This is a genomic window from Neorhizobium fuzhouense (assembly GCF_042611105.1).
Classification (GTDB): domain Bacteria; phylum Pseudomonadota; class Alphaproteobacteria; order Rhizobiales; family Rhizobiaceae; genus Neorhizobium; species Neorhizobium galegae_A.
In genome coordinates this window covers 17474-37933 of record NZ_JBHFFP010000001.1, presented here as the reverse complement: position 1 = coordinate 37933, position 20460 = coordinate 17474, and the positions used below count along the sequence as shown (strand labels likewise).

The following is a 20460-nucleotide window of genomic DNA, read 5'->3' as shown; positions in this document are numbered from 1 at the left end:
GTTGTTTGTTAAATACACGCAAAGATGGAAATCTTTGCCCGAAGCGTGGGTGGGACGATGGTTTCAGAGAGAGGCGATTTCAGCAGCAATGATCAGAGCCGCGCCAAGATCGCATATATTCGCCAGATGCTGGGCGAGTTGCACCGCGTCGCCCATGAAGAAGGCGCCGATATGCTCTGCTACCTGATCGAGATGGCCTATGTTGAGGCGGGGGACCTGCAGCAGGGCCGCCGTCGTCTGTCAATCCATCATGGCCAGTGAGACGAGCCCGCCGACATGCCGGTGCAGGCGACCGGCGAGATCCAGTTCCAGGAGAACCAGATAGACGGTGGCCGGGGCAAGTCCCGTGTGTCGGATGATATCGTCGATTTCCACTGGCGTCGGCCCGAGTGCCGAGGCGATACGCTCGCGGTCGCTGTCATCAGGGGGCAGCATGTCGCCGGGCGGGCGCTCTCCGCCCGGTTCCTCGATCACCGGCTGGTCGAGTAGATCCAGTTGCGACAGCGGCGCCAGCGCATCGATGACGTCGGCGGACCCGGTGGTAACGATGGCGCCCTGTTTCAGCAACCCGTTGGTGCCATGGCAGCGCGGATCGAGCGGCGAGCCGGGTACGGCAAAGACAAGGCGACCGAAATCGCCGGCAAGGCGCGCGGTGATCAGCGAGCCGGAACGCTCCGCCGCTTCGATTACGACCACACCCAGCGAAACGCCGGCAATGAGACGGTTGCGGCGCGGGAAATCGCGCGCGCGGGGTTCCCAGCCGAAGGGCATTTCGCTGATCGCCAGGCCGTTGCCGGAGGTGATCTCATCCAGCAGGCCAACATTTTCCGGTGGATAGGGTTTGTCGAGCCCGCCGGCGAGGACGGCAATCGTGCCCGTCTCCAGGCTTGCGCGGTGCGCTGCCGTATCGATGCCGCGGGCAAGACCGGAGGTGATGACATAGCCGGCGCGGCCGCAATCGCGGGCAATCAGGCTTGCAAACTTCACTCCGTTGATCGAGGCGTTGCGCGAGCCGACAATGCCGACGGAGGGCGGAGAGGCGGGCGTCCGGTTGCCTTTCATGGCGAGAAGCGGCGGGGCGCCATCGATCTGGCGAAGTGCTGCCGGATAATCCGGCTCGCCGATGCCCACAAGGCGGGCGCCGAAGGCGCGGGCGCGGTCCAGTTCACGCTCGGCGTCTTCCACCGAGGCAATGCGGATGGCGCGGGCGGCACCACCGCGCCTTGAAAGCTCCGGCAGTGCCGCAAGGGCAGCTTCCGCCGAACCGAAATGGTTGATCAGGTCGCGGAAGGTGGACGGGCCGACATTGTCGCTGCGGATCAGCCTCAGCCAGGCGATCCTCTGCTTGTCCGATAGCGCAACTCCCTTTCGTCTTGCGCTGTCGGATGGCATGAATGTCTATCCCTTCTGGCCGATCTTGCTCTCGGTGCCGTTGATCAGACGCTCGATATTGGCCTTGTGCTTCCAGTAGGAAATCAGTGTCATCACGGCCATGATCACGGCAATCTTCTGTTCGCCCACTATCCACAATGCAACCGGAATGACAAGCGTTGCAACCAGTGCGGCAAGCGACGAATAGCGGCTGAGTTTTGCGATCGTCAGCCAGACGAAGGCAAAGACCAGCACCATGGCAGGTGCTACGCCGAGCAGCGTGCCAATATAGGTCGCGACGCCCTTGCCACCCTTGAAGCCGAGCCAGACGGGGAAGAGGTGGCCGAGGAAGGCGGCAAAGCCGGCAAGGACGCCTGCTTCCCGGCCAAGCTCCGGCCCGAAATAGGCCGAGACGATCAAGGCGGCCGCCGTTGCCTTCAAGGCATCGAGCAGAAGCGTTGCGGCAGCCAGCTTCTTGTTGCCGGTGCGCAGCACATTGGTCGCACCGATATTGCCCGACCCGATGGCGCGGATATCGCCAAGGCCGGCCGCCTTCGTGAGGATCAGGCCGAACGGAATGGAGCCGAGCAGGTAGCCGAAGGCAAGGGCTGCCAGCGCAATCGGCGCCGTGATCTGCCAGGTGAAAAGATCGGTCATGGTGGCGCCCTCTTAAAGCGAATGGACGAGCCGGCCGGCGACATAGGTCGCGACAGCCCGGCCGCTGAAGCGCGCATCCTCGAATGGCGTGTTCTTCGACCGCGAGATGATGGTGTCCTTGGAGACGAGCCACGGCTCATCGAGATCGATCAGCGTGATATCGGCTTTCGCCCCCGGCTTCAGCGTGCCCGCGGGCAGGCCAAAAATTTCGGCGGGGCGCGTCGACAGCGCATGGATCAGCCGCATCAGCGGCACCCGGCCGGCGTGGTGCAGCCGAAGGGCCGCCGCCAGCATGGTTTCAAGCCCGATGGCACCATCGGCGGCATCGGCAAACGGCAGCCGCTTGGTATCGACGTCCTGCGGATCGTGTGAGGAAACGATGATATCGATCGTGCCATCGGCGAGCGCATCGACCATGGCCTGGCGATCGTCTTCGGTGCGCAGCGGCGGCGACAGCTTGAAGAAGCTGCGGTATTCGCCGATGTCGTTTTCGTTGAGCGACAGATGGTTGATCGAGATGGCGCAGGTGGCGTTTGCGCCACGCTTGCGGGCAAGCCGCATGGCCTCTGCCGATTCGGGCACGGAAATCTTTGCCGCATGATAATCGGCACCGGTCAGCTGTGCGATGCGCAGATCCCGTTCGAGCGGAAGAAGCTCGGCTTCCTTCGGCGCGCCGGAGAGGCCGAGCCAGCTGGCATAGAGGCCCTCGTTCATCACGCCGTTGACGGCAAGATAGGGGTCGCGGGCTTCGAGCGAGACAACGGCACCGAATTCGCGGGCATAGGTCATGGCGCGGCGCAGCACCTGCGTATCGGCAAGGCAATGGCGGCCATTGGTGAAGGCAATGGCACCGGCTTCGGCAAGAAGCCCGATCTCGGTCATTTCCTCACCCTTCAGGCCGCGGGTCAGGGCGGCTGCCGGGTGAACATTGACCAGCGCCTTGTCACGCGCCGTCTTCTTGACGAATTCGATGAGCGCGATGTCATCCAGCACCGGATCGGTATCGGGCATCATGATGAAGCTGGTGACGCCGCCGGCAGCTGCCGCGCGGCTGGCCGATTCGATGGTTTCGCGATGCTCGGCGCCGGGCTCGCCAACGAAGACGCGGGCATCGACGAGGCCGGGCACGGCGATGAGGCCGCCGCAATCGCGCACGGTTGCGCCGTCTGGCACGCCCTGGTTCTGCGCATCGCGACCGGCGGCAAGGATCACGCCATCGGCGCCGACAATAATGGTGCCGGTCTCATCGAGGTTGCGAGAGGGATCGACGATGCGGGCATTCTTCAAGACAAGCGGAGTATTCATGCGCTCCATCCCTCGCTGCGCGGACCCTGGTTTTCAGAGACCAGCAGCGTTTCCATCACGGCCATGCGCACGGCAACGCCCATTTCGACCTGGCTTTCAATGACGCTCTGCGGGCCATCGGCGACTTCCGAGGCGATTTCGACGCCGCGGTTCATCGGGCCCGGATGCATCACGAGCGCATCCTCCTTGGCGGCCTTCAGCTTTTCGGCATCAAGCCCGTAGAAGTGGAAATATTCGCGCACCGACGGCACGAAGGAACCGGACATGCGCTCGCGCTGCAGGCGCAGCATCATCACCACATCGGCATCCTTCAACCCCTCTTCCATCGAATGGAAGACTTCGACGCCCATCTGCGCAATGCCCGAGGGCAGAAGCGTGGACGGGGCAACGACGCGCACGCGAGCACCCATGGCGTTCAAAAGCAGGATGTTGGAGCGGGCAACGCGCGAATGTAGCACGTCGCCGCAGATGGCGACGATGATGCGCGACAGCTTGCCCTTGGCGCGGCGAATGGTGAGCGCATCGAGCAGCGCCTGCGTCGGGTGCTCGTGCTGGCCATCGCCGGCGTTCACCACCGAGCAGGCGACTTTTTGCGCGAGAAGCGCTGCGGCGCCCGCCGAGGAATGGCGCACGACGAGCACATCCGGGCGCATGGCGTTCAGCGTCATGGCCGTATCGATCAGCGTCTCGCCCTTCTTGACCGACGAGTTTCCGACCGACATGTTCATCACATCGGCGCCAAGACGCTTGCCTGCCAGTTCAAAAGACGATTGTGTGCGGGTCGAGGCTTCGAAGAAGAGATTGATCTGGGTCAGACCGCGCAGCGTCGAGGTTTTCTTTTCTCTTTGCCGGCTGATCTTGACCGCCTCGTCTGCCTTGTCGAGAAGGAACGTAATGTCCTGCTCGGTCAGGCCCTTGATCCCGAGGAGATGGCGGTGGGGAAAGAAGACCACGAAATTGTCCTCCGCTGGTTTCCCGCGGTCTATAGAGAACGAGTGCGCGGGGAGCAAGCGGAGCAGGCGACCAGAAATTCCGATCCCCATGCAATTTGCCGAAAATTCGATTAGAAGCACCCTCATGAATCAGATGACCCGGACCGACGACACCTTATCCGAGCTGAACCAGCCGAGCCTCTGGTCCGGTATCAATGCCTATCGCACGGATCCGCTGATGGTGGATCTGACGGCCGGGTTGCACCGCGCTGTGCGCGAAGAGTTCGACGTGCTCGGCCGTTACGTCACCTCGCCGGAGGCGCAGGAACTGGCCCGCATGGCCAATGAAAGCCCGCCGAAGCTCAAGACGCACGGCCCGCGCGGCGAGCGGCTGGATATGGTGGAATACCATCCGGCCTGGCACGCGCTGATGCGTCGCTCGATGGCGAGCGGGCTCAATTCCTCGATCTGGGAAAACGCGCCCGAATCGCGCAATGCCCAGCACCGCGCGCGCGCCGCCCGATTCTACCTGACCGCTCAGCTCGAATGCGGGCATCTGTGCCCTCTCACCATGACGAGCGCCTCGGTCGCTGCGATGATGGCCTCGCCCCGGGTTCACAAGGAATGGGCGCCGCGCATCCTGTCGCGCAAGTATGATTCGTCCAACCGCCCGGCCATGCAGAAGAATGCCATCACCATCGGCATGGGCATGACGGAAAAGCAGGGCGGCACCGATGTACGCGCCAACCGCTCCACCGCCGAACGGGTGGGCGAGGGCGTCTACCGGCTCTCCGGCCACAAATGGTTCATGTCGGCGCCGATGAGCGACGGCTTCATCATGCTGGCCAAGACCAATGAGGGCATCGGCTGCTTCCTGGTGCCGCGCCTTCTGGAAGACGGCACCGCCAATGGCCTGCAGTTCCAGCGGCTGAAGGACAAGCTCGGCAACCGCTCCAACGCCTCGTCGGAAGTCGAGTTCACCGATGCCTTCGGCTATCTGCTCGGCGAAGCGGGCGGCGGCGTGCGCACCATTCTCGACATGGTGACGCTGACGCGCCTCGATTGCGCGCTGGCCTCGTCCGGCATCATGCGTGCGTCTCTCGCGGAAGCCGTGCATCACTGCCGGGGACGCTCGGTGTTCGGCAAGAACCTCATCGACCAGCCGCTGATGACGCGGGTGCTGGCCGACATGGCGCTCGACGTGGCGGCCGCGACGGCGCTGTCCTATCGGCTGGCGGAAGCCTTCGACAAGGCCGGCAGCAACCCGACCGATGCGGCCTATGCCCGCGTGATGACGCCCGTCATCAAATACTGGACCTGCAAGATCGCCCCTTCGCTGATCTACGAGGCGATGGAGTGCCTCGGCGGCAACGGTTACGTGGAAGAACGCCCGTTGGCGCGCCATTACCGCGAGGCCCCGGTCAATGCCATCTGGGAAGGGTCGGGCAATGTGATGGCGCTCGATGTGCTGCGCGTTCTCGGGCGCGGCAAGGATCTGTTCGATCTGGTTCTTGCCGGCATCGAGCGCGACCTGGGGCCGAGCGGACGAAAGACCACCGACGTGTTGCGCGCTGCCATGGCGCTTGCCGAACGCGACGAGGGCGCCTCGCGCCTTCTGGTCGAGCAACTGGCGCTGGCGGCGGGTGCTGCCGAACTGTTTCGCCTCGGTGCCGGCAAGATTGCCGATGCGTTTTTGGAAACGCGTCTCGCCGGCGGATGGCGCGCCACTTATGGCATGCTCGATTCGCGCTTCGATGCCTCCTACATCGTTGATCTGCTTTATCCCGCTGCCAGCTGACTGTTTCACCGGTCAGGCAAAACCCGTCTTGTCCACAGTCTTCGCCCCGCGATTAACCATGTCGCGGGGTTTGCGTTGCGTGGGCGGCGGTGAGGGCTAAAGTGGCGTTAACAGATTGTTAACCATCCGCGAGCGTGACGCCCTTGGCCGCCAACCGTCTATACAATGCCTGCCTGCTTCTGGTGTCGCTGGCATTTTTTGCCACGCTGGCGCTCGACATTGCCGTTCCGGCGCTGGTGCTGACGCTGATGGCGGCGATCCGGTGGGCGCTGGTCATTGCCGAAAACCTCGCACCGCATGATTTCCCGATGAAAGGGCAGGCCGCATGAAGTGGTTTCTCATCCTCTGGGCCGGGCCCGTGCTGCTGCTGGGCGCCTGGTACGGCCTGTCCTACTACGACATGAGTTTTGGCTTCTTCATGCTGACGCGCCAGACCCATGACCTGGTGTTCCAGATCTATGGCAATGTGCTCGGCATTCCGCCGGAAAACCTGCCGCCGCTGGTGGCACGCGCCATTGCCGTCGACAGCCTGATCGTGCTGTCGATCGTTGCCTTCCGCAAGCGTAAGCAGATTGCCGCCTGGTGGTGGGCGCGTCAGCTTTCGGTCGCAGCCGTGGCGAGCGACGACAGCCTGTCGAGAGCCCCCTGAAGAATGAAGCTTGCGGCCGCCGAATCGATGCGCTCCTTGCGCTTGGCCCGCGACACATCCATTTCCAGGAGCGCCCGTTCGGCGGCAACCGTCGACAGCCGCTCGTCCCAGTAGACGAAGGGAATGTCGGTCTTTTCTCCCATGGCGCGCACGAAGGCGCGCGTGGCCTGGACGCGCGGGCCTGACGATCCGTCCATATTGGTCGGCAGGCCGATGATGAAGGCCGCGACCTTTTCCTTTTCGGCAAAGGCAAGAAGGGTCAACGCATCCTGCGTGAACTTCACCCGCTTGAGGACCGGACGCGGCGAGGCAAAGCGCCGGCCGAGATCCGACATGGCAAGGCCGATGGTCTTGGTGCCGAGGTCGAGACCGGCCACGGCCTGTCCCGGCTGCAGGATCTCTGCCAGTTCCTCGATGGTCAGTGCTGCCATGGTGTCTCCTTCGCGTGCCGGAAATGCCCGGGCGCTGCTTTCCATTAACACCGGGGAACCCTATGTGCTAACCCTTGGGCGTGGTTCGTTGAGATCCGATCGCCGGCGCGATGCGTAACCGCAGCGTCCCCTGTCGTAAAGTCCGGCTTTCCCAGCCCAAGTTTCATTTTAGCAGAAAGAGGAGTTTTTCATGAAGATCACATGGCTTGGCCATTCCGCCTTCAAGATCGAAATCCAGGATGCCAAAATCCTCATCGATCCCTTCCTCACTGGCAATGCCTCCTTCGCCGACCTCGACCGCAAGGATGTGGCCGACGGCGTAACGCATATTCTTCTGACCCACGGCCATGGCGACCATGTGGGCGATACGATCGCTCTGGCCGCAGACACCGGTGCCGTGGTGCTGGCCAATGCCGATCTTGCCGCCTGGCTCGGCTCCAGGGGCGTCAAGAAGATCGAGATGGGCAATACCGGCGGCACCGTCGGTTTTGGCGGTTTCACCGCGACCTTTACCCAGGCACTGCATTCCTCGGCGCAGATTACCGAAGACGGCGTGTCGCATGCGCTCGGCAGTGCCAACGGCCTGATGCTGCACTTTGAAGGTGAGCCCTCGCTGCTTCACATGGGCGACACCGACATCTTCACCGACATGGGCCTGGTCAACGAATTGCACCAGCCCGATATCGGCCTCGTGCCGATCGGTGATCGCTTCACCATGGGTGGTGCCGTGGCTGCCCTTGCCTGCCAGCGTTTCTTCGATTTCAAGCATGCCATTCCCTGCCATTACGGCACTTTCCCGATCATCGACCAGACGCCGGAAAAGTTCGTGAAGGGCATGGAAGGCCTGAAGACGCGCGTCGAAGCGCCGAAGGTCGGCACGACGCTGTCGTTCTGATTTTTGTCAGAAGACGACTGTCGAAGGCGGTTGCGGGTCGAGGGCCTGCGGCCGCCTTTTCCGTTTCTGCGTGTCCGAATGGTCGTGATGCGGCCAAACCCGTTGCGAAGGCCGGAGCGGGCCATTATAGCGGGAGTGAAATTCCATCCGGAGAAAATGCATGTCCGTCGACCTAGCAACCGTCAAGCGCGTCGCGCGCCTCTCCCGCATCGCCGTCACCGAAGAGGAGGCCGAGCGCATGATGGGGGAACTGAACGGCATTCTCGGTTTCGTCGAACAGCTGTCGGAAGTGGATGTGTCCGATGTCGAACCGATGACGTCGGTAACGCCGATCCGCATGAGAGAGCGCAGCGATGCGGTGACCGATGGCGACAAGGCCGCTGCCGTGGTGGCAAATGCGCCGGCGACCGACCAGAATTTCTTCCTCGTGCCCAAGGTTGTCGAGTAAGCGCTCTCTTTGAAGCGACGCTCCAGCCCCGATCCGCACCCGAACGAGCCTTGAGAACATCATGACCGACCTGACCAGCCTTACCATTGCCGATGCCCGCGACAGACTGAAGAGCCGCGCCATTTCCGCCGTCGAGCTGACCGAGAGCTATCTGTCCGCCATCGATGCGGCCAATGGCGCGTTGAACGCCTATGTGGCCGTGACGCCCGACACGGCGCTTGCCATGGCCAAGGCTTCTGACGAGCGCCTTGCAGCCGGCAAGGGCGGTGCGCTGGAGGGCATTCCGCTTGGCGTGAAGGACCTCTTTGCCACCGAAGGTATCCACACGCAGGCTGCCAGCCACATTCTCGATGGCTTCAAGCCGAAATACGAATCGACCGTGACGCAGAACCTGTGGAACGCCGGTGCCGTGCTGCTCGGCAAGCTCAACATGGACGAGTTCGCCATGGGCTCGTCCAACGAAAGCTCCTATTACGGTCCGGTGGTCAATCCGTGGAAGGCCGAAGGCTCCGACGAGAAGCTGGTGCCGGGCGGTTCGTCCGGCGGATCGGCCGCAGCCGTTGCCGCCCGCCTCTGCGCCGGCGCGACCGCCACCGATACCGGCGGCTCCATTCGCCAGCCGGCCGCCTTTACCGCCACCGTCGGCATCAAGCCCACCTATGGCCGCTGCTCGCGCTGGGGCATTGCCGCCTTTGCCTCCTCGCTCGACCAGGCAGGCCCGATCGCCCGCGACGTGCGCGACGCGGCCATCCTGCTGAAATCCATGGCGAGCGTCGATCTCAAGGATTCCACCAGCGTCGATCTGCCGGTGCCGGACTATGAGGCAGCGCTCGGCCAGTCGCTGAAGGGCATGAAGATCGGCATTCCGAAGGAGTACCGCGTCGAGGGCATGCCGGAAGAGATCGAAAAGCTGTGGGCGCAGGGCATGGCCTGGCTGAAGGAGGCCGGTGCCGAAATCGTCGACATCTCTCTGCCGCACACCAAATACGCGCTGCCGGCCTATTACATCGTGGCACCGGCCGAAGCCTCGTCCAACCTTGCTCGCTATGACGGCGTGCGTTACGGCCTGCGCGTCGAGGGCCGCGATATTGCCGACATGTATGAGAAGACCCGTGCAGCCGGCTTCGGCAAGGAAGTGAAACGCCGCATCATGATCGGCACCTATGTGCTGTCGGCCGGCTATTACGACGCCTATTACCTGAAGGCTCAGAAGGTGCGCACGCTGATCAAGCGCGACTTCGAAACCGTGTTCCATGCCGGCGTCGATGCCATCCTCGCGCCGATCACGCCGTCTTCGGCCTTTGCCATCGGCGACAAGGAACTGGCCGCCGATCCGGTGAAAATGTACCTGCAGGACGTCTTTACCATCACCGTCAACATGGCGGGCCTTCCCGGGCTTTCGGTTCCGGCGGGGCTTGACCACAAGGGACTGCCGCTTGGCCTGCAGCTGATCGGCAAGCCGTTTGAAGAGGAAACGCTGTTCAAGACGGCGCATGTCATCGAACAGGCGGCGGGCACGTTTTCGCCGAAGGTGTGGTGGTAACGGGCCTCACCATTCGTGACATGGCGACCGCCGACCATCAGGCGGTCGCAGAGATCGGCTTTGCCGCGTGGATGAGCAGCGACGCCTGGCATGCCGGCCGGCCGGACGAGACTCTCATTGCTCATGTGAAATGCGCCTTCGATGCCTTTCCGGCGGAGGCGCCGGACCGGATTACGGTCGCCGCCTTCGACGGACAGATCGTCGGCTGGGCGGCGTTGAACGGCGATAAGAACCACATTTCCGACCTGTGGGTGCATCCGCAGCATCAGAGCAAGGGGATCGGCCGGGCGCTGATCGACACCCTGCTGCAGCGGATGATCCGGCAAGGCATTTCCCGCGTCACCATCCACACCCATGCCAGCAATTCCGGCGCGATCCGGCTTTATGAGCGGCTGGGCTTTCGCATCGTCTGGAGGGGCATGGAGTTTTCCAAAAGCGCCGGGACGGAGCTCGAGAAAGTGCATATGGAGAAGGGGCTGGGGTAGCGGTGGCGCTTGGTCGTTAAAACCGGGGTACCTGTTAACCGCGCTTCAGCGCTTTCCGTGCGTCAGCATATAGGCCTTCAGCACCGCGTTCATGCGGGTCTGGTATCCCTTTCCCTGCGCCCGAAACCAGTCCAGCACCTCGGCATCCAGCCGCATGGTGATCTGTGTCTTCTGCGATGGCTGCACCAGACGTGCCGTTTCGAAGAAGGCATCGTCCAGTTCGGGAATGTCGCTGTAGTCGATCCGGTCATCGGTCCGGTCCGCCAAGGCTTTCAGTCTCTGCGGTGATATGGACATGGTAGCGTATCCGTTCCTTCCTGTTTGCAAGTCTGGCCGAGATGAGCCGCGTGATGCCGTGGCGATCCGTGTGGACGGCGACGACGACGATCAATCCGGCGATGGCACCAAGCGTTATGAAACGATCTTCGCCGTAGTCCTGGCGGCGATCCTGCACCGTGAGCACAGGCCCGTCGAAAATCAGCCGCGCCTCCTCGAAGGAAAGCCCGTGCTTGCGCAAGTTTGCCGCGTTCTTGGCCTCGTCCCATTCAAAATGCATTGTCAAATGTAACGACACGGCGGCTTGTTCGCAAGGCGGGTGAAGACCGGCGCGCGGACGTGTCCGGCGCCGGCCTCCGGTTCAGCAATTGTCCTGCTGCGCGCGCACCAGAAACAGACCGCGCTCGGTGATGCGGTAGGGCTGGCCGTTGCGCGATGAGACGGCCTTCTTATGCTTCAGCTTGCGGAAGGTTTCGAGGTCGAGCCCGTAGAAGACCCAGCCTTCGCGGGTGATGAGCCGCAGCGCCTCGATCTTCCGGTTGTCATTGCGGATAAGGTCGATCCTGCCGCCCTGGGCGAGCAGGTGGAGAATGCGCTGTTCGGCGCGGGAAATATCCATGGTCGTGAAGTCCGACAGGTCCCCTTGGGGACGCAAGAAAACAGGTCCGGACGCAAGGCTTGCGCCGGGGCGTGGTGTTTTCATCGGGCGGCCGTGAGAAGAGGGCTTCTCAGGCTGCCCCGTGCCGGGACTCGGACGAATTGAACATCAAAACTCCTGCTGACTGTTAAGATTTACCGGGAAAGCTGCCGGCCATCAAGCGGTCGGCGCGCCGAGCCTCTTGAGATAGCGTAGCCCGGATGGTCTAATCGTGACGTCGCACAGAGGCTGTCATGCTGACCATTCGCAACGCTCGGGAAGACGAAGCTGGCTTATTGACGCAGATCGGGCTGCGCGCCTGGGCGCAGGCCATGGGCGCGATCGGTGGCAGCGATGCGTTGCAGGAGAGTGCCCTGTCCGCCTTTTCCAATTTCGTCCAGTCCTCCTGGCTGACCATCACCGTCATCGAGGACAATGGTATCGTCGCCGGCTGGGCGGCGCGCGAGGGGCTGGACGAGACGATCAGCGACTTCTGGATCGATCCCGATCACCAGCGGCGCGGGCTGGGCGCCGCCCTCATCGGCGAGGTGGAAAAGGAGATCGTCCACCAGGGATTTGAGACGGCACGGCTCGAAACGCACGCCCACAATACCGATGCCGTCAGCTTCTTTGAAAAGAGCGGTTATGCCGTCAACTGGCTGTCGGTTGCCTATGCGCCAAAGCTGGACCAGGATGTGCAGTCGGTCGGCATGTCGAAGCAACTGGTCGAGCCGCAGGCCCGGGCCTACGGGCAGGAATTTTGAGCCACCAAGCGCGGACGCTCTGGCCGGAGACGTCAGAAGCACAAGGGGCTGGCGGGATGGGGCGCTGTGGCGGCCCGGAAAGCTTGCACGCCTTCGCCATTTGCTCTACCTGACAGGGACGTCAATCCGTCCGCATGAAGAGCTTTTTCCATGACCCTTGTCGATGTTCGCACGCCCGATCCGAAACGCTTCATTCCCGGCGCCACCGGCGACTGGGAAGTCATCATCGGCATGGAAGTGCATGCACAGGTGCTGTCGAATTCCAAGCTGTTTTCCGGCGCCTCGACGGAATTCGGCAAGGCGCCGAACGCCAATGTGTCGCTGGTCGATGCGGCCATGCCGGGCATGCTGCCCGTGATCAACGAGGAATGCGTGGCGCAGGCGGTGCGCACCGGCCTTGGCCTCAAAGCCAAGATCAACAAGCGCTCGATCTTCGACCGCAAGAACTATTTCTATCCCGACCTGCCGCAGGGCTACCAGATCTCGCAGTTCAAGGACCCGATCGTCGGCGAGGGCAAGATCGTGATTTCGCTCGGCCCCGACCGTCAGGGCAATTTCGAGGATATCGAGATCGGCATCGAGCGCCTGCACCTGGAGCAGGACGCCGGCAAGCTGATGCATGACCAGCATCCGACCATGTCCTATGTGGATCTCAACCGTTCCGGCGTGGCGCTGATGGAAATCGTGTCGAAGCCCGACATGCGCTCCTCGGACGAGGCCAAGGCCTATATGACGAAGCTGCGCTCCATCGTGCGCTATCTCGGCACCTGCGACGGCAACATGGACGAAGGCTCGATGCGCGCTGACGTCAACGTTTCCGTGCGCCGTCCCGGCGAAGGCTTTGGCACGCGCTGCGAGATCAAGAACGTCAACTCGATCCGCTTCATCGGCCAGGCCATCGAATACGAGGCACGCCGGCAGATCGCAATCCTCGAGGAGGGCGGCTCCATCGACCAGGAAACACGCCTGTTCGATCCCGGCAAGGGCGAGACGCGCTCGATGCGCTCGAAGGAAGATGCGCATGATTACAGATACTTCCCCGATCCTGATCTGCTTCCGCTTGAATTCGATGATTCGTTTGTTGAGGCGCTGAAAAAGGATCTGCCGGAACTGCCGGACGACAAGAAGGCCCGCTTCGTGTCCGAACTCGGCCTGTCGGTCTATGATGCCTCGGTGCTTGTCTCGGAAAAGTCGATTGCCGCCTATTTCGAAGCCGTGGCAACCGGTCGCGACGGCAAGACGGCGGCAAACTGGGTTATCAACGACTTGCTCGGCGCCTTGAACAAAGCCGGCAAAGGCATTGAAGAGACTCCCGTATCACCGGCCCAGCTCGGTGGCATCATCGATCTCATCAAGTCGGAAACCATCTCCGGCAAGATCGCCAAGGACCTCTTCGAGATCGTCTTTGCCGAAGGCGGCGACCCCGCCGAGATCGTCGAAGCCCGCGGCATGCGCCAGGTGACCGATACCGGCGCCATCGAAAAGGCCGTGGACGAGATCATCGCCGCCAACCCGGATCAGGTTGCCAAGGTTCTGGCCAAGCCCACGCTTGCCGGCTGGTTCGTCGGCCAGGTGATGAAGGCAACGGGCGGCAAGGCAAACCCGCAGGCGGTGCAGGCGCTGGTGAAGGCAAAGCTCGGCCTCGAAGACTGATCAGGCCTCTATGGACTGCTCTGGCACCGGTCCGCGCCTGCCGCGGGGCCGGTGCCGTCGTTTCAGGAAGAAGGATGACGGATATGGTGTTTTTCGTACGCACCGCCGGTGACGAGGATGTGGAGGCCATCCGCGCGCTCCTCAAGGAAACCTGGCATGCAACCTATGACGGGTTCTACGGTGCCGACAAGGTGCGCGAGCTTACCGCCGCCTGGCACACTGCTGCTGCCATCAAGGCGCAGATTGGCAGGCGCGACGGCGAATTTCTGGTGGCCGATGACGGGCGCAAGCTCGGCGGTGTCGGCTATGCCGCCATGTCGCCCAAGATGACGAAGACCGCCGTCCTGCATCAGCTTTACGTGCGCCCAGCCTGCCAGAACGAGGGCATCGGCCGCGATCTCTTTGCCGAACTGGAAACCTGCTTTCCCGATGCGGAGATCATGCGGCTGGAAGTCGAGCCGCGCAATGCGCGCGCCATCTCGTTCTACACGCGCCTCGGCTTCGTCGAGGTGGATCGCACGCAAAACTGCGGCAGCGCCGATAGCGGCATCGAGGCGGTGATCATGGAAAAACCGCTCGCCGGCTGAGCCGGCCGGCTGGCCAACACTCTTAAATGCTGCCGGCGGCAATCAAGGGTGGAGGTGTGGCGGCGGACGGGGTAAAAGCTGAGCAGTGTTCGCAACTGGAGGAGTGGACGAATGACGGCCGAGACCCTGGTGATCCGCAAGGCGCGGGAAGACGATCTTGCCCAGCTGATCCATCTTCTGGCGGAAGATACGGTCGGCTCGCATGGCGATACGGCGGAGCCGGAAGCCTTCGAGGATTATCTGCGTGCCTTTCACGCGATCGATCAGGCGCCGCAGGAGCAGCTCTTCGTTGCCGAGCAGAATGGCGAAATCGTTGCCACCTACCAGATGACGTTTCTGCGCACCTTGCGCGGACGCGGCGCCGTGGATGCGCAGGTGGAGGCGGTTCATACGCGCGCCGACTGGCGCGGCAAGGGCATTGGCGCGGCCCTGATGGTCCATGCCGAGCAGGAGGCGCGCCGACGCGGCTGCCGGCTGTTGCAGCTGACCTCCAATATGGCGCGCACGGATGCCCATCGCTTCTACGAGCGGGCAGGCTTTTCCCGCACCCATGCAGGCTTCAAGATGAAGCTCAAATAAGAGTGCGTGGCCGCCGAACCACTGGACATCGCCTGCCCGAGATTGCATAAGCAGATCAAGGAAACATTCCTTGTCTCTCGCGAGGACGTTGGAAAACAGCATGAAAAATCTCCTCCTGCAAATCTTTACCTGGTGGAATGGCCAGACCATGGGCACCCGCTTGTTTACCTGGCGCAAGGGCACCCGCGTCGGCGAAGACGAGTTCGGCAATGTCTATTACGAAGGCCCGATGGCGTCTTACGGCGTGCAGAAGCGCTGGGTGATCTACAAGGGCTACGCGGAAGCCTCCGCCATTCCGCCCGGCTGGCATGGCTGGATGCATCACCGCACGGACGTGCCGCCGAGCAAGGAAAACTACGTTGCCCGCGAGTGGCAGAAGTCGCATGTGCCGAACCTCACCGGCTCGCCGCTTGCCTACCGTCCCAAGGGCTCGCTCGAAGCCACCGGCGAGCGTCCGCGCGTGACCGGCGACTATGACGCCTGGACACCCGGCGGCTGATCTTTTCTTTCTCCGCCTTCGCGCCACATTTGCGGCATAACCCCTGCCTGTCCCGGTTCTCGATCGGGATGGGTGTTTAATCGTGGTGAGATCGCCGATGCGACAGACTTTCCTTCGACCGCTGTTTCTGGGCCTGACGGTGGGGGCGACTTTGCTGTCCAGCCTTGCCCCGGCCTCTGCCGCGCGGATTGAAAACCCGGTGGCCGAATTTTCCGGCATCGACAAGATCACCGGCCGCATCACCCAATTCGATGTCTATGTGAACGAGACGGTGCAGTATGGCGCGCTGCAGGTGACGCCGAAAGTCTGCTATTCGCGCGATGATAGCGAGGCGCAGCGCATCGACGGGTTTGTCGAGGTCGACGAGATCACGCTCGACCGTAAGATCCGTCGCATCTTCACCGGCTGGATGTTTGCCGACAGCCCCGGCCTCAATGCCCTGGAGCATCCGATCTATGACGTGTGGCTGACCGGCTGCAAGCAGAAGTCCGACGTTCCGCCACCGGCTGCCGCCCGCAAGTAAGGCCCCGGATCCCGTTACTCGCCGCGCGTCGTCATTTCGTCATTGCGATGCGCAAGACGATCGGGACACCAAGGAGCCTTCCCATGCCACTCGCCGAAAAATTCATCGTGCTGCCGTTCAAGAAGACCCGCGGCCAGATCGTGCCCGGTGAAATGCGCCAGGCCTCCAGTGCAGCGTCGGCGGAAAAGATCGCAACGGCAATGTCCGCCCGCCATATCGGCGTTGCCGCCTATTCCGTTCAGGTGGACGAGGAAAGCGGCGACATGTCGAGCCCCAAGCTGATCATCGGTTTTGGCGAGACGGCGGATCTGGCGGCCAACTGAAGGCCGACACTTCTCCCTGAGCGGCCGCCTTCAGAACTGCCGCTGCTCGCCTTCCATCGCGCTTGCCAGAAGCTTCAGATAGTCAGCCTTCGGCACATCGATTGCCCCGAATGTCTTCAGATGCTCGGTGGTGAACTGCGTGTCGAGGAGGCGAAAGCCTTTGGCGCGCAACCGCTCGACAAGATGGACAAGGCAGATCTTGGATGCGTTGGTGCGGCGCGAGAACATGCTTTCGCCGAAGAAGGCCGCGCCAAGCGACACGCCGTAAAGCCCGCCGACCAGTTCCTCGCCCTCGAAGGCTTCGACGCTATGGGCGTGGCCCATGCGGTGCAGTTCCGTATAGAGCGTGCGGATGGTGCTGTTGATCCAGGTGCTCGGCCTGGCGGGCGCTTCGGCCGCGCAGCCCGCCATGACGGCTTCGAAGGCAGTATCGGCGCGAATGGTGAAGGGGGAGCGTTTGATCGCCTTTTGCAGGCTGCGGGAGACGTGGAAAGCGTCGAGCGGCAGGATGCCGCGTATTTCCGGCTCGACCCAGAAGATTTCCGGGTCGTCCGCCGATTCGGCCATCGGGAAGAGACCGATGGAATAGGCGCGCAGCAGAACATCCGGGCTGATGGCTGGATAGTATCTGCCGCGCCGCCCTGCCATGCGTCAAGCTTCGGGCTTGTCGCCCGCCAGGTACTTTTCCAGCCAGTGGATATCATAGTCGCCATTGGCGATATCCTGGTTGGAAACGAGGTCCTGGAACAGCGGAAGCGTTGTCTTGATGCCGTCCACGACGAACTCATCCAGCACGCGGCGCAGGCGCATCATGCATTCGACGCGGGTGCGTCCATGCACGATCAGCTTGCCGATCAGGCTGTCGTAGTAAGGCGGGATCTTGTAGCCGGCATAGGCGCCTGAATCGACGCGAACGCCCAGACCACCCGGCGCATGGAAATGCGTGATCGTGCCCGGAGACGGCACGAAAGTGCGCGGATCCTCGGCATTGATGCGGCATTCGATGGCGTGACCGGAAAAGACGATCTCGTCCTGCGTGACGGAGAGGCCGGCGCCGGAGGCGACGCGGATCTGCTCGTGCACAAGGTCGATATTGGTGATCGCCTCGGTGATCGGGTGCTCCACCTGAAGGCGGGTGTTCATTTCGATGAAATAGAACTCGCCGTTTTCATAGAGGAACTCGATCGTGCCGGCGCCGCGATATTTCATCTTGCGCATGGCGGCGGCGCAGATCTCGCCGATCTTCATCCGCTGCTCAACATTGAGGGCAGGGGAGTTCGCCTCTTCCCAGACCTTCTGGTGACGTCGCTGCAGCGAGCAGTCGCGCTCACCGAGATGGATCGCATTGCCGGCGCCGTCACCGACGACCTGCACTTCGATATGGCGCGGCTTGCCGAGATATTTTTCCATGTAGACGGCGTCGTTGCCGAAGGCGGCGAGCGCCTCGGAACGGGCAGTCGAGACGGCTTCTTCCAGCTCGGCTTCGGTGCGCGCCACTTTCATGCCGCGTCCGCCGCCGCCGGCGGTGGCCTTGATCAGGACCGGGAAGCCGATCTGGCGGGCAATCTCGAGCGCGTTTTCCGGCAGCACTTCGCCATCGGAGCCCGGAACGACCGGAATGCCAAGCTCGACCGCCGTCTTCTTGGCAGTGATCTTGTCGCCCATCAGGCGGATATGCTCCGCGGTCGGTCCGATGAAGGTGATGCCGTGGGCGTCGAGAATATCGGCGAACTTGGCGTTTTCCGACAGGAAGCCGTAGCCCGGATGAACGGCATCGGCGCCGGTGATTTCGCAGGCGGCAACGATCTGGTGAATGTTCAGATAGCTGTCACGCGAGGGCGGCGGGCCGATGCACACGCTTTCGTCGGCAAGGCGGACATGCATGGCATTGGCGTCGGCCGTCGAATGGACGGCGACGGTTGCAATGCCGAGTTCCTTGCAGGCGCGCAGCACGCGCAGGGCGATTTCGCCACGATTGGCAATGAGGATCTTGGAGATCATGGATCCGCCTTATTCGATCACGATGAGCGGTTCGCCATACTCGACGGGCTGCGCATCATTGACGATGATTTCCGTTACCTTGCCCGAACGGGGCGCGGGGATCTGGTTCATGGTCTTCATGGCTTCGATGATCAGCAGCGTCTGGCCTTCCTTGACCATAGCGCCGACTTCGACGAAGGGACGCGAGCCGGGTGCCGGCGACAGGTAGACCGTGCCGACCATCGGGGCCGTCACGGCATTGCTGCGGTCCTTGACGGCTTCGGCTGGTGCAGCGGCAGCAGCGGGTGCTGCAGCGGCAGCGGCGGGCGCTGCGTATTGCGGCACGGCGGCCTGCACATACTGTGCTGCCGGAATGTTGCGCGACACGCGGATGCGCAGCTCGTCCTGCTGCACTTCGATTTCGGTGAGATCGGTATCCTTGAGGATGTTCGCCAGATCGCGGATCAACCCCTTGTCGATACCGGTTTTCTTCTCAGACATGGTCAACCTATATGTTCTGTTGTTCTTAGCTGGTGATGTCGCGCAGGGCCTGCAAGGCCAACACGTAGCCGCCCGGACCCAATCCGCAGATCATGCCCTTGGTGGCCGCCGCGATCATGGATTTATGACGGAATTCCTCGCGCGCATGGATGTTGGAAATATGGACTTCCACGACCGGCACGGAAATGGCCCGGATCGCATCATGCAGCGCAATGGAGGTATGGCCATAGGCACCGGGATTGATGATCACGCCCACGGCGCGCTCATCAGCCTCATGCAGCCGGTCGACCAGCGCGCCTTCGTGATTGCTCTGGAAACACTCGACGGTAAAGCCGAGTGCCTGGCCTGCCGTGATGCAATCCTCTTCGATGTCCTTCAAAGTCTTGCCGCCATAAATGCCGGGCTCGCGCTTGCCCAGCATGTTGAGGTTCGGTCCGTTGAGGACAAAGATCGTTTTGCTCATGGAATACCCGTCAGAAAATCAGCGCCACCTATAGACCGGCCAGCCGCCAAGGGAAAGCCCCCGGCCACGAAAGCCGTTGATAACCGGGGGGAGCGGCAGTTTCTGACAGGGGAAGCGCGACGTTCAGCAGGAGGCTTTGCCGCAGGCGCGGATATTGGCGATCTTTTCCGACAGTTCCTGATGGCCGACCGCGCCAAACACCGCCTCCTTTCCGACCACATAGAAGGGGGTGCCGGTAATGCCCAGATTGTTGGCGAGTTCATAGGTGGCGCGAACCTGCGCGTCATTGGGGTTCTGCACCATCGAGGCGCGCAAGGCCTTTTCCGAAATGCCGAGCGAACCGGCAACTGCAATGGCCGACGCTTCCGTGGCACGCGTCTGGCCGCCGAGCAGGGCCCGGTGGAACTCGGGATATTTTTCCGGCGCGGTCAGGCGCACGGCATTGGCAACCCGGTGCGCCGCCATCGAATCGGGGCCGAGAATGGGAAATTCCTTGAGGATGAAGCGGACCTTCTTGTCCTCCGAAAGAATGTCTTCCATGTCGGACAAAGCCCGCTTGCAGTAGCCGCAATTGTAATCGAAGAACTCGACCACCGTGACATCGCCCTTCGGATTGCCGAGCGTGATGTCGCTCGCCGAGGCATAGATCGCCTCGCGATTGGCCTCGATGCCGCTGGTGGCCTGCGAGACGCGTGCCTCCTGCTGCTTCTTCTCCAGCGCATCCTGCACTTCCAGCATGACTTCCGGGTTCGCGATCAGATATTCACGGATGAAGGCACCCATTTCCTTCTTCTGCTGGTCGTCCAGCGCCAAGGCTGCACCCGCGAAGGGGACCATGGCGGTGCCGGCAATCAGAAGGGCCGAAAGGGTTTTGGAAAAAGGCTTCATCTTTGTCCTCGTCTGTCATCGTCGTCCGGCGCTGCCTGGCGCGCGCCAGGACGAATCGGGCCGGAAGTCTTGTTCTACCGCCAATCGGGCCACCATAAAGGCACAAAACGCCCGAAATAAACTCACATCTGTGTATGGCAGGCAGATGGCGCGGATTTCGCAGACACTTGGCGGCCAAGACGGGCGCAAAGCTATTGTGCGAGAGCGGCGGGGGGAGCCGCTTCCAAACAAAACGGCCGCGGGATGCGCGGCCGTCTTGTCGTCTCACTCTAT

28 protein-coding genes are annotated in these 20460 nt (G+C 62.3%); 15 read left to right on the top strand and 13 right to left on the bottom strand.

What is annotated here, in order from left to right:
- Window positions 1–57: 57 nt before the first annotated feature.
- Window positions 58–261 carry a hypothetical protein gene (locus tag ACEXP3_RS00215; RefSeq protein WP_210102818.1) on the top strand — a complete coding sequence of 68 codons (204 nt, stop codon included), beginning with the start codon at window positions 58–60 and terminating at the stop codon, window positions 259–261.
- Here the strand turns inward: ACEXP3_RS00215 and dprA are convergent.
- From dprA to ACEXP3_RS00195, 4 genes are read right to left on the bottom strand one after another with little or no spacing between them, the layout of a single operon-like run.
- Window positions 241–1392, bottom strand: a complete 1152-nt coding sequence (gene dprA / locus ACEXP3_RS00210) for a DNA-processing protein DprA (protein WP_377295480.1) — start codon at window positions 1390–1392, stop codon at window positions 241–243. The two genes, ACEXP3_RS00215 and dprA, sit on opposite strands and share 21 nt — an antisense overlap.
- Before the next feature lie 6 nt (window positions 1393–1398).
- Window positions 1399–2028: a glycerol-3-phosphate 1-O-acyltransferase PlsY gene (gene plsY, locus ACEXP3_RS00205; RefSeq protein ID WP_377295479.1), complete on the bottom strand. Its 630-nt coding sequence runs from the start codon at window positions 2026–2028 to the stop codon at window positions 1399–1401.
- A 12-nt stretch (window positions 2029–2040) separates the two neighbouring features.
- Window positions 2041–3333, bottom strand: coding sequence for a dihydroorotase (locus tag ACEXP3_RS00200; RefSeq protein WP_377295478.1), 1293 nt, complete (start codon window positions 3331–3333; stop codon window positions 2041–2043).
- Window positions 3330–4286 carry an aspartate carbamoyltransferase catalytic subunit gene (locus tag ACEXP3_RS00195; RefSeq protein WP_377295477.1) on the bottom strand — a complete coding sequence of 319 codons (957 nt, stop codon included), beginning with the start codon at window positions 4284–4286 and terminating at the stop codon, window positions 3330–3332. The genes ACEXP3_RS00200 and ACEXP3_RS00195 overlap by 4 nt, the downstream gene beginning before the upstream one ends.
- A 124-nt stretch (window positions 4287–4410) precedes the next feature.
- Between ACEXP3_RS00195 and ACEXP3_RS00190 the strand changes: the two genes are divergently transcribed.
- The 3 genes from ACEXP3_RS00190 (at window position 4411) to ACEXP3_RS00180 (ending at window position 6712) form a co-directional block, all read left to right on the top strand.
- A complete protein-coding gene (locus ACEXP3_RS00190) occupies window positions 4411–6063 on the top strand; it encodes an acyl-CoA dehydrogenase family protein (RefSeq protein ID WP_210102814.1) in 1653 nt (550 codons plus the stop codon).
- A gap of 143 nt (window positions 6064–6206) precedes the next feature.
- A complete protein-coding gene (locus ACEXP3_RS00185) occupies window positions 6207–6392 on the top strand; it encodes a hypothetical protein (protein ID WP_377295476.1) in 186 nt (61 codons plus the stop codon).
- Window positions 6389–6712 carry a DUF6105 family protein gene (locus ACEXP3_RS00180; protein WP_377295475.1) on the top strand — a complete coding sequence of 108 codons (324 nt, stop codon included), beginning with the start codon at window positions 6389–6391 and terminating at the stop codon, window positions 6710–6712. The genes ACEXP3_RS00185 and ACEXP3_RS00180 overlap by 4 nt, the downstream gene beginning before the upstream one ends.
- Here the strand turns inward: ACEXP3_RS00180 and ruvX are convergent.
- Window positions 6658–7143 (bottom strand): Holliday junction resolvase RuvX, encoded by a 486-nt coding sequence (ruvX, locus tag ACEXP3_RS00175; protein WP_377295474.1) that lies wholly within the window; start codon window positions 7141–7143, stop codon window positions 6658–6660. The genes ACEXP3_RS00180 and ruvX overlap by 55 nt on opposite strands.
- Before the next feature lie 190 nt (window positions 7144–7333).
- On the opposite strand from ruvX, the gene ACEXP3_RS00170 reads away from it, so the two are divergent.
- From ACEXP3_RS00170 to ACEXP3_RS00155, 4 genes are all read left to right on the top strand, one after another.
- A complete protein-coding gene (locus tag ACEXP3_RS00170; RefSeq protein WP_377295473.1) occupies window positions 7334–8038 on the top strand; it encodes a metal-dependent hydrolase in 705 nt (234 codons plus the stop codon).
- Window positions 8039–8198: 160 nt separating this feature from the next.
- Window positions 8199–8486, top strand: coding sequence for an Asp-tRNA(Asn)/Glu-tRNA(Gln) amidotransferase subunit GatC (gene gatC / locus ACEXP3_RS00165; RefSeq protein WP_210102810.1), 288 nt, complete (start codon window positions 8199–8201; stop codon window positions 8484–8486).
- A gap of 61 nt (window positions 8487–8547) precedes the next feature.
- Window positions 8548–10029: an Asp-tRNA(Asn)/Glu-tRNA(Gln) amidotransferase subunit GatA gene (gene gatA / locus ACEXP3_RS00160; protein WP_377295472.1), complete on the top strand. Its 1482-nt coding sequence runs from the start codon at window positions 8548–8550 to the stop codon at window positions 10027–10029.
- Window positions 10023–10514, top strand: coding sequence for a GNAT family N-acetyltransferase (locus tag ACEXP3_RS00155; protein WP_377295471.1), 492 nt, complete (start codon window positions 10023–10025; stop codon window positions 10512–10514). Before gatA ends, ACEXP3_RS00155 begins: the two co-directional genes overlap by 7 nt.
- A 45-nt stretch (window positions 10515–10559) precedes the next feature.
- On the opposite strand, the gene ACEXP3_RS00150 is transcribed toward ACEXP3_RS00155, so the two are convergent.
- From ACEXP3_RS00150 to ACEXP3_RS00140, 3 genes are all read right to left on the bottom strand, one after another.
- Window positions 10560–10781: a BrnA antitoxin family protein gene (locus ACEXP3_RS00150; protein ID WP_377295470.1), complete on the bottom strand. Its 222-nt coding sequence runs from the start codon at window positions 10779–10781 to the stop codon at window positions 10560–10562.
- Window positions 10762–11070 (bottom strand): BrnT family toxin, encoded by a 309-nt coding sequence (locus tag ACEXP3_RS00145; RefSeq protein WP_377295469.1) that lies wholly within the window; start codon window positions 11068–11070, stop codon window positions 10762–10764. Before ACEXP3_RS00145 ends, ACEXP3_RS00150 begins: the two co-directional genes overlap by 20 nt.
- Before the next feature lie 81 nt (window positions 11071–11151).
- Complete coding sequence (locus tag ACEXP3_RS00140) at window positions 11152–11409, bottom strand: YjhX family toxin (protein ID WP_377295468.1); 258 nt, start codon at window positions 11407–11409, stop codon at window positions 11152–11154.
- Between the two features lie 272 nt (window positions 11410–11681).
- On the opposite strand from ACEXP3_RS00140, the gene ACEXP3_RS00135 reads away from it, so the two are divergent.
- From ACEXP3_RS00135 to ACEXP3_RS00105, 7 genes are all read left to right on the top strand, one after another.
- Window positions 11682–12191: a GNAT family N-acetyltransferase gene (locus tag ACEXP3_RS00135; protein WP_377295467.1), complete on the top strand. Its 510-nt coding sequence runs from the start codon at window positions 11682–11684 to the stop codon at window positions 12189–12191.
- Window positions 12192–12341: 150 nt separating this feature from the next.
- The gene (gatB, locus tag ACEXP3_RS00130) at window positions 12342–13844 is read left to right on the top strand and encodes an Asp-tRNA(Asn)/Glu-tRNA(Gln) amidotransferase subunit GatB (protein ID WP_377295466.1); all 1503 of its coding nucleotides are present in this window, start codon (window positions 12342–12344) and stop codon (window positions 13842–13844) included.
- Between the two features lie 86 nt (window positions 13845–13930).
- Complete coding sequence (locus ACEXP3_RS00125; protein ID WP_377296045.1) at window positions 13931–14431, top strand: GNAT family N-acetyltransferase; 501 nt, start codon at window positions 13931–13933, stop codon at window positions 14429–14431.
- A gap of 111 nt (window positions 14432–14542) precedes the next feature.
- Window positions 14543–15010 carry a GNAT family N-acetyltransferase gene (locus ACEXP3_RS00120; protein ID WP_377295465.1) on the top strand — a complete coding sequence of 156 codons (468 nt, stop codon included), beginning with the start codon at window positions 14543–14545 and terminating at the stop codon, window positions 15008–15010.
- A 100-nt stretch (window positions 15011–15110) separates the two neighbouring features.
- Window positions 15111–15509, top strand: a complete 399-nt coding sequence (locus ACEXP3_RS00115) for an NADH:ubiquinone oxidoreductase subunit NDUFA12 (RefSeq protein WP_377295464.1) — start codon at window positions 15111–15113, stop codon at window positions 15507–15509.
- Window positions 15510–15594: 85 nt separating this feature from the next.
- Window positions 15595–16032, top strand: a complete 438-nt coding sequence (locus ACEXP3_RS00110) for a DUF2155 domain-containing protein (protein ID WP_377296044.1) — start codon at window positions 15595–15597, stop codon at window positions 16030–16032.
- 83 nt (window positions 16033–16115) lie between these two features.
- Window positions 16116–16355: a hypothetical protein gene (locus ACEXP3_RS00105; protein WP_377295463.1), complete on the top strand. Its 240-nt coding sequence runs from the start codon at window positions 16116–16118 to the stop codon at window positions 16353–16355.
- A gap of 30 nt (window positions 16356–16385) precedes the next feature.
- On the opposite strand, the gene aat is transcribed toward ACEXP3_RS00105, so the two are convergent.
- The 5 genes from aat to ACEXP3_RS00080 form a co-directional block, all read right to left on the bottom strand.
- Window positions 16386–17003 (bottom strand): leucyl/phenylalanyl-tRNA--protein transferase, encoded by a 618-nt coding sequence (gene aat / locus ACEXP3_RS00100; RefSeq protein WP_377295462.1) that lies wholly within the window; start codon window positions 17001–17003, stop codon window positions 16386–16388.
- 3 nt (window positions 17004–17006) lie between these two features.
- Window positions 17007–18356 carry an acetyl-CoA carboxylase biotin carboxylase subunit gene (accC, locus tag ACEXP3_RS00095; RefSeq protein ID WP_210102799.1) on the bottom strand — a complete coding sequence of 450 codons (1350 nt, stop codon included), beginning with the start codon at window positions 18354–18356 and terminating at the stop codon, window positions 17007–17009.
- A gap of 9 nt (window positions 18357–18365) precedes the next feature.
- Window positions 18366–18836 carry an acetyl-CoA carboxylase biotin carboxyl carrier protein gene (accB, locus tag ACEXP3_RS00090; protein WP_377295461.1) on the bottom strand — a complete coding sequence of 157 codons (471 nt, stop codon included), beginning with the start codon at window positions 18834–18836 and terminating at the stop codon, window positions 18366–18368.
- A 25-nt stretch (window positions 18837–18861) separates the two neighbouring features.
- Window positions 18862–19299, bottom strand: coding sequence for a type II 3-dehydroquinate dehydratase (gene aroQ / locus ACEXP3_RS00085; protein ID WP_210102797.1), 438 nt, complete (start codon window positions 19297–19299; stop codon window positions 18862–18864).
- Window positions 19300–19422: 123 nt separating this feature from the next.
- A complete protein-coding gene (locus ACEXP3_RS00080; RefSeq protein ID WP_377295460.1) occupies window positions 19423–20187 on the bottom strand; it encodes a DsbA family protein in 765 nt (254 codons plus the stop codon).
- Window positions 20188–20460: the final 273 nt, after the last annotated feature.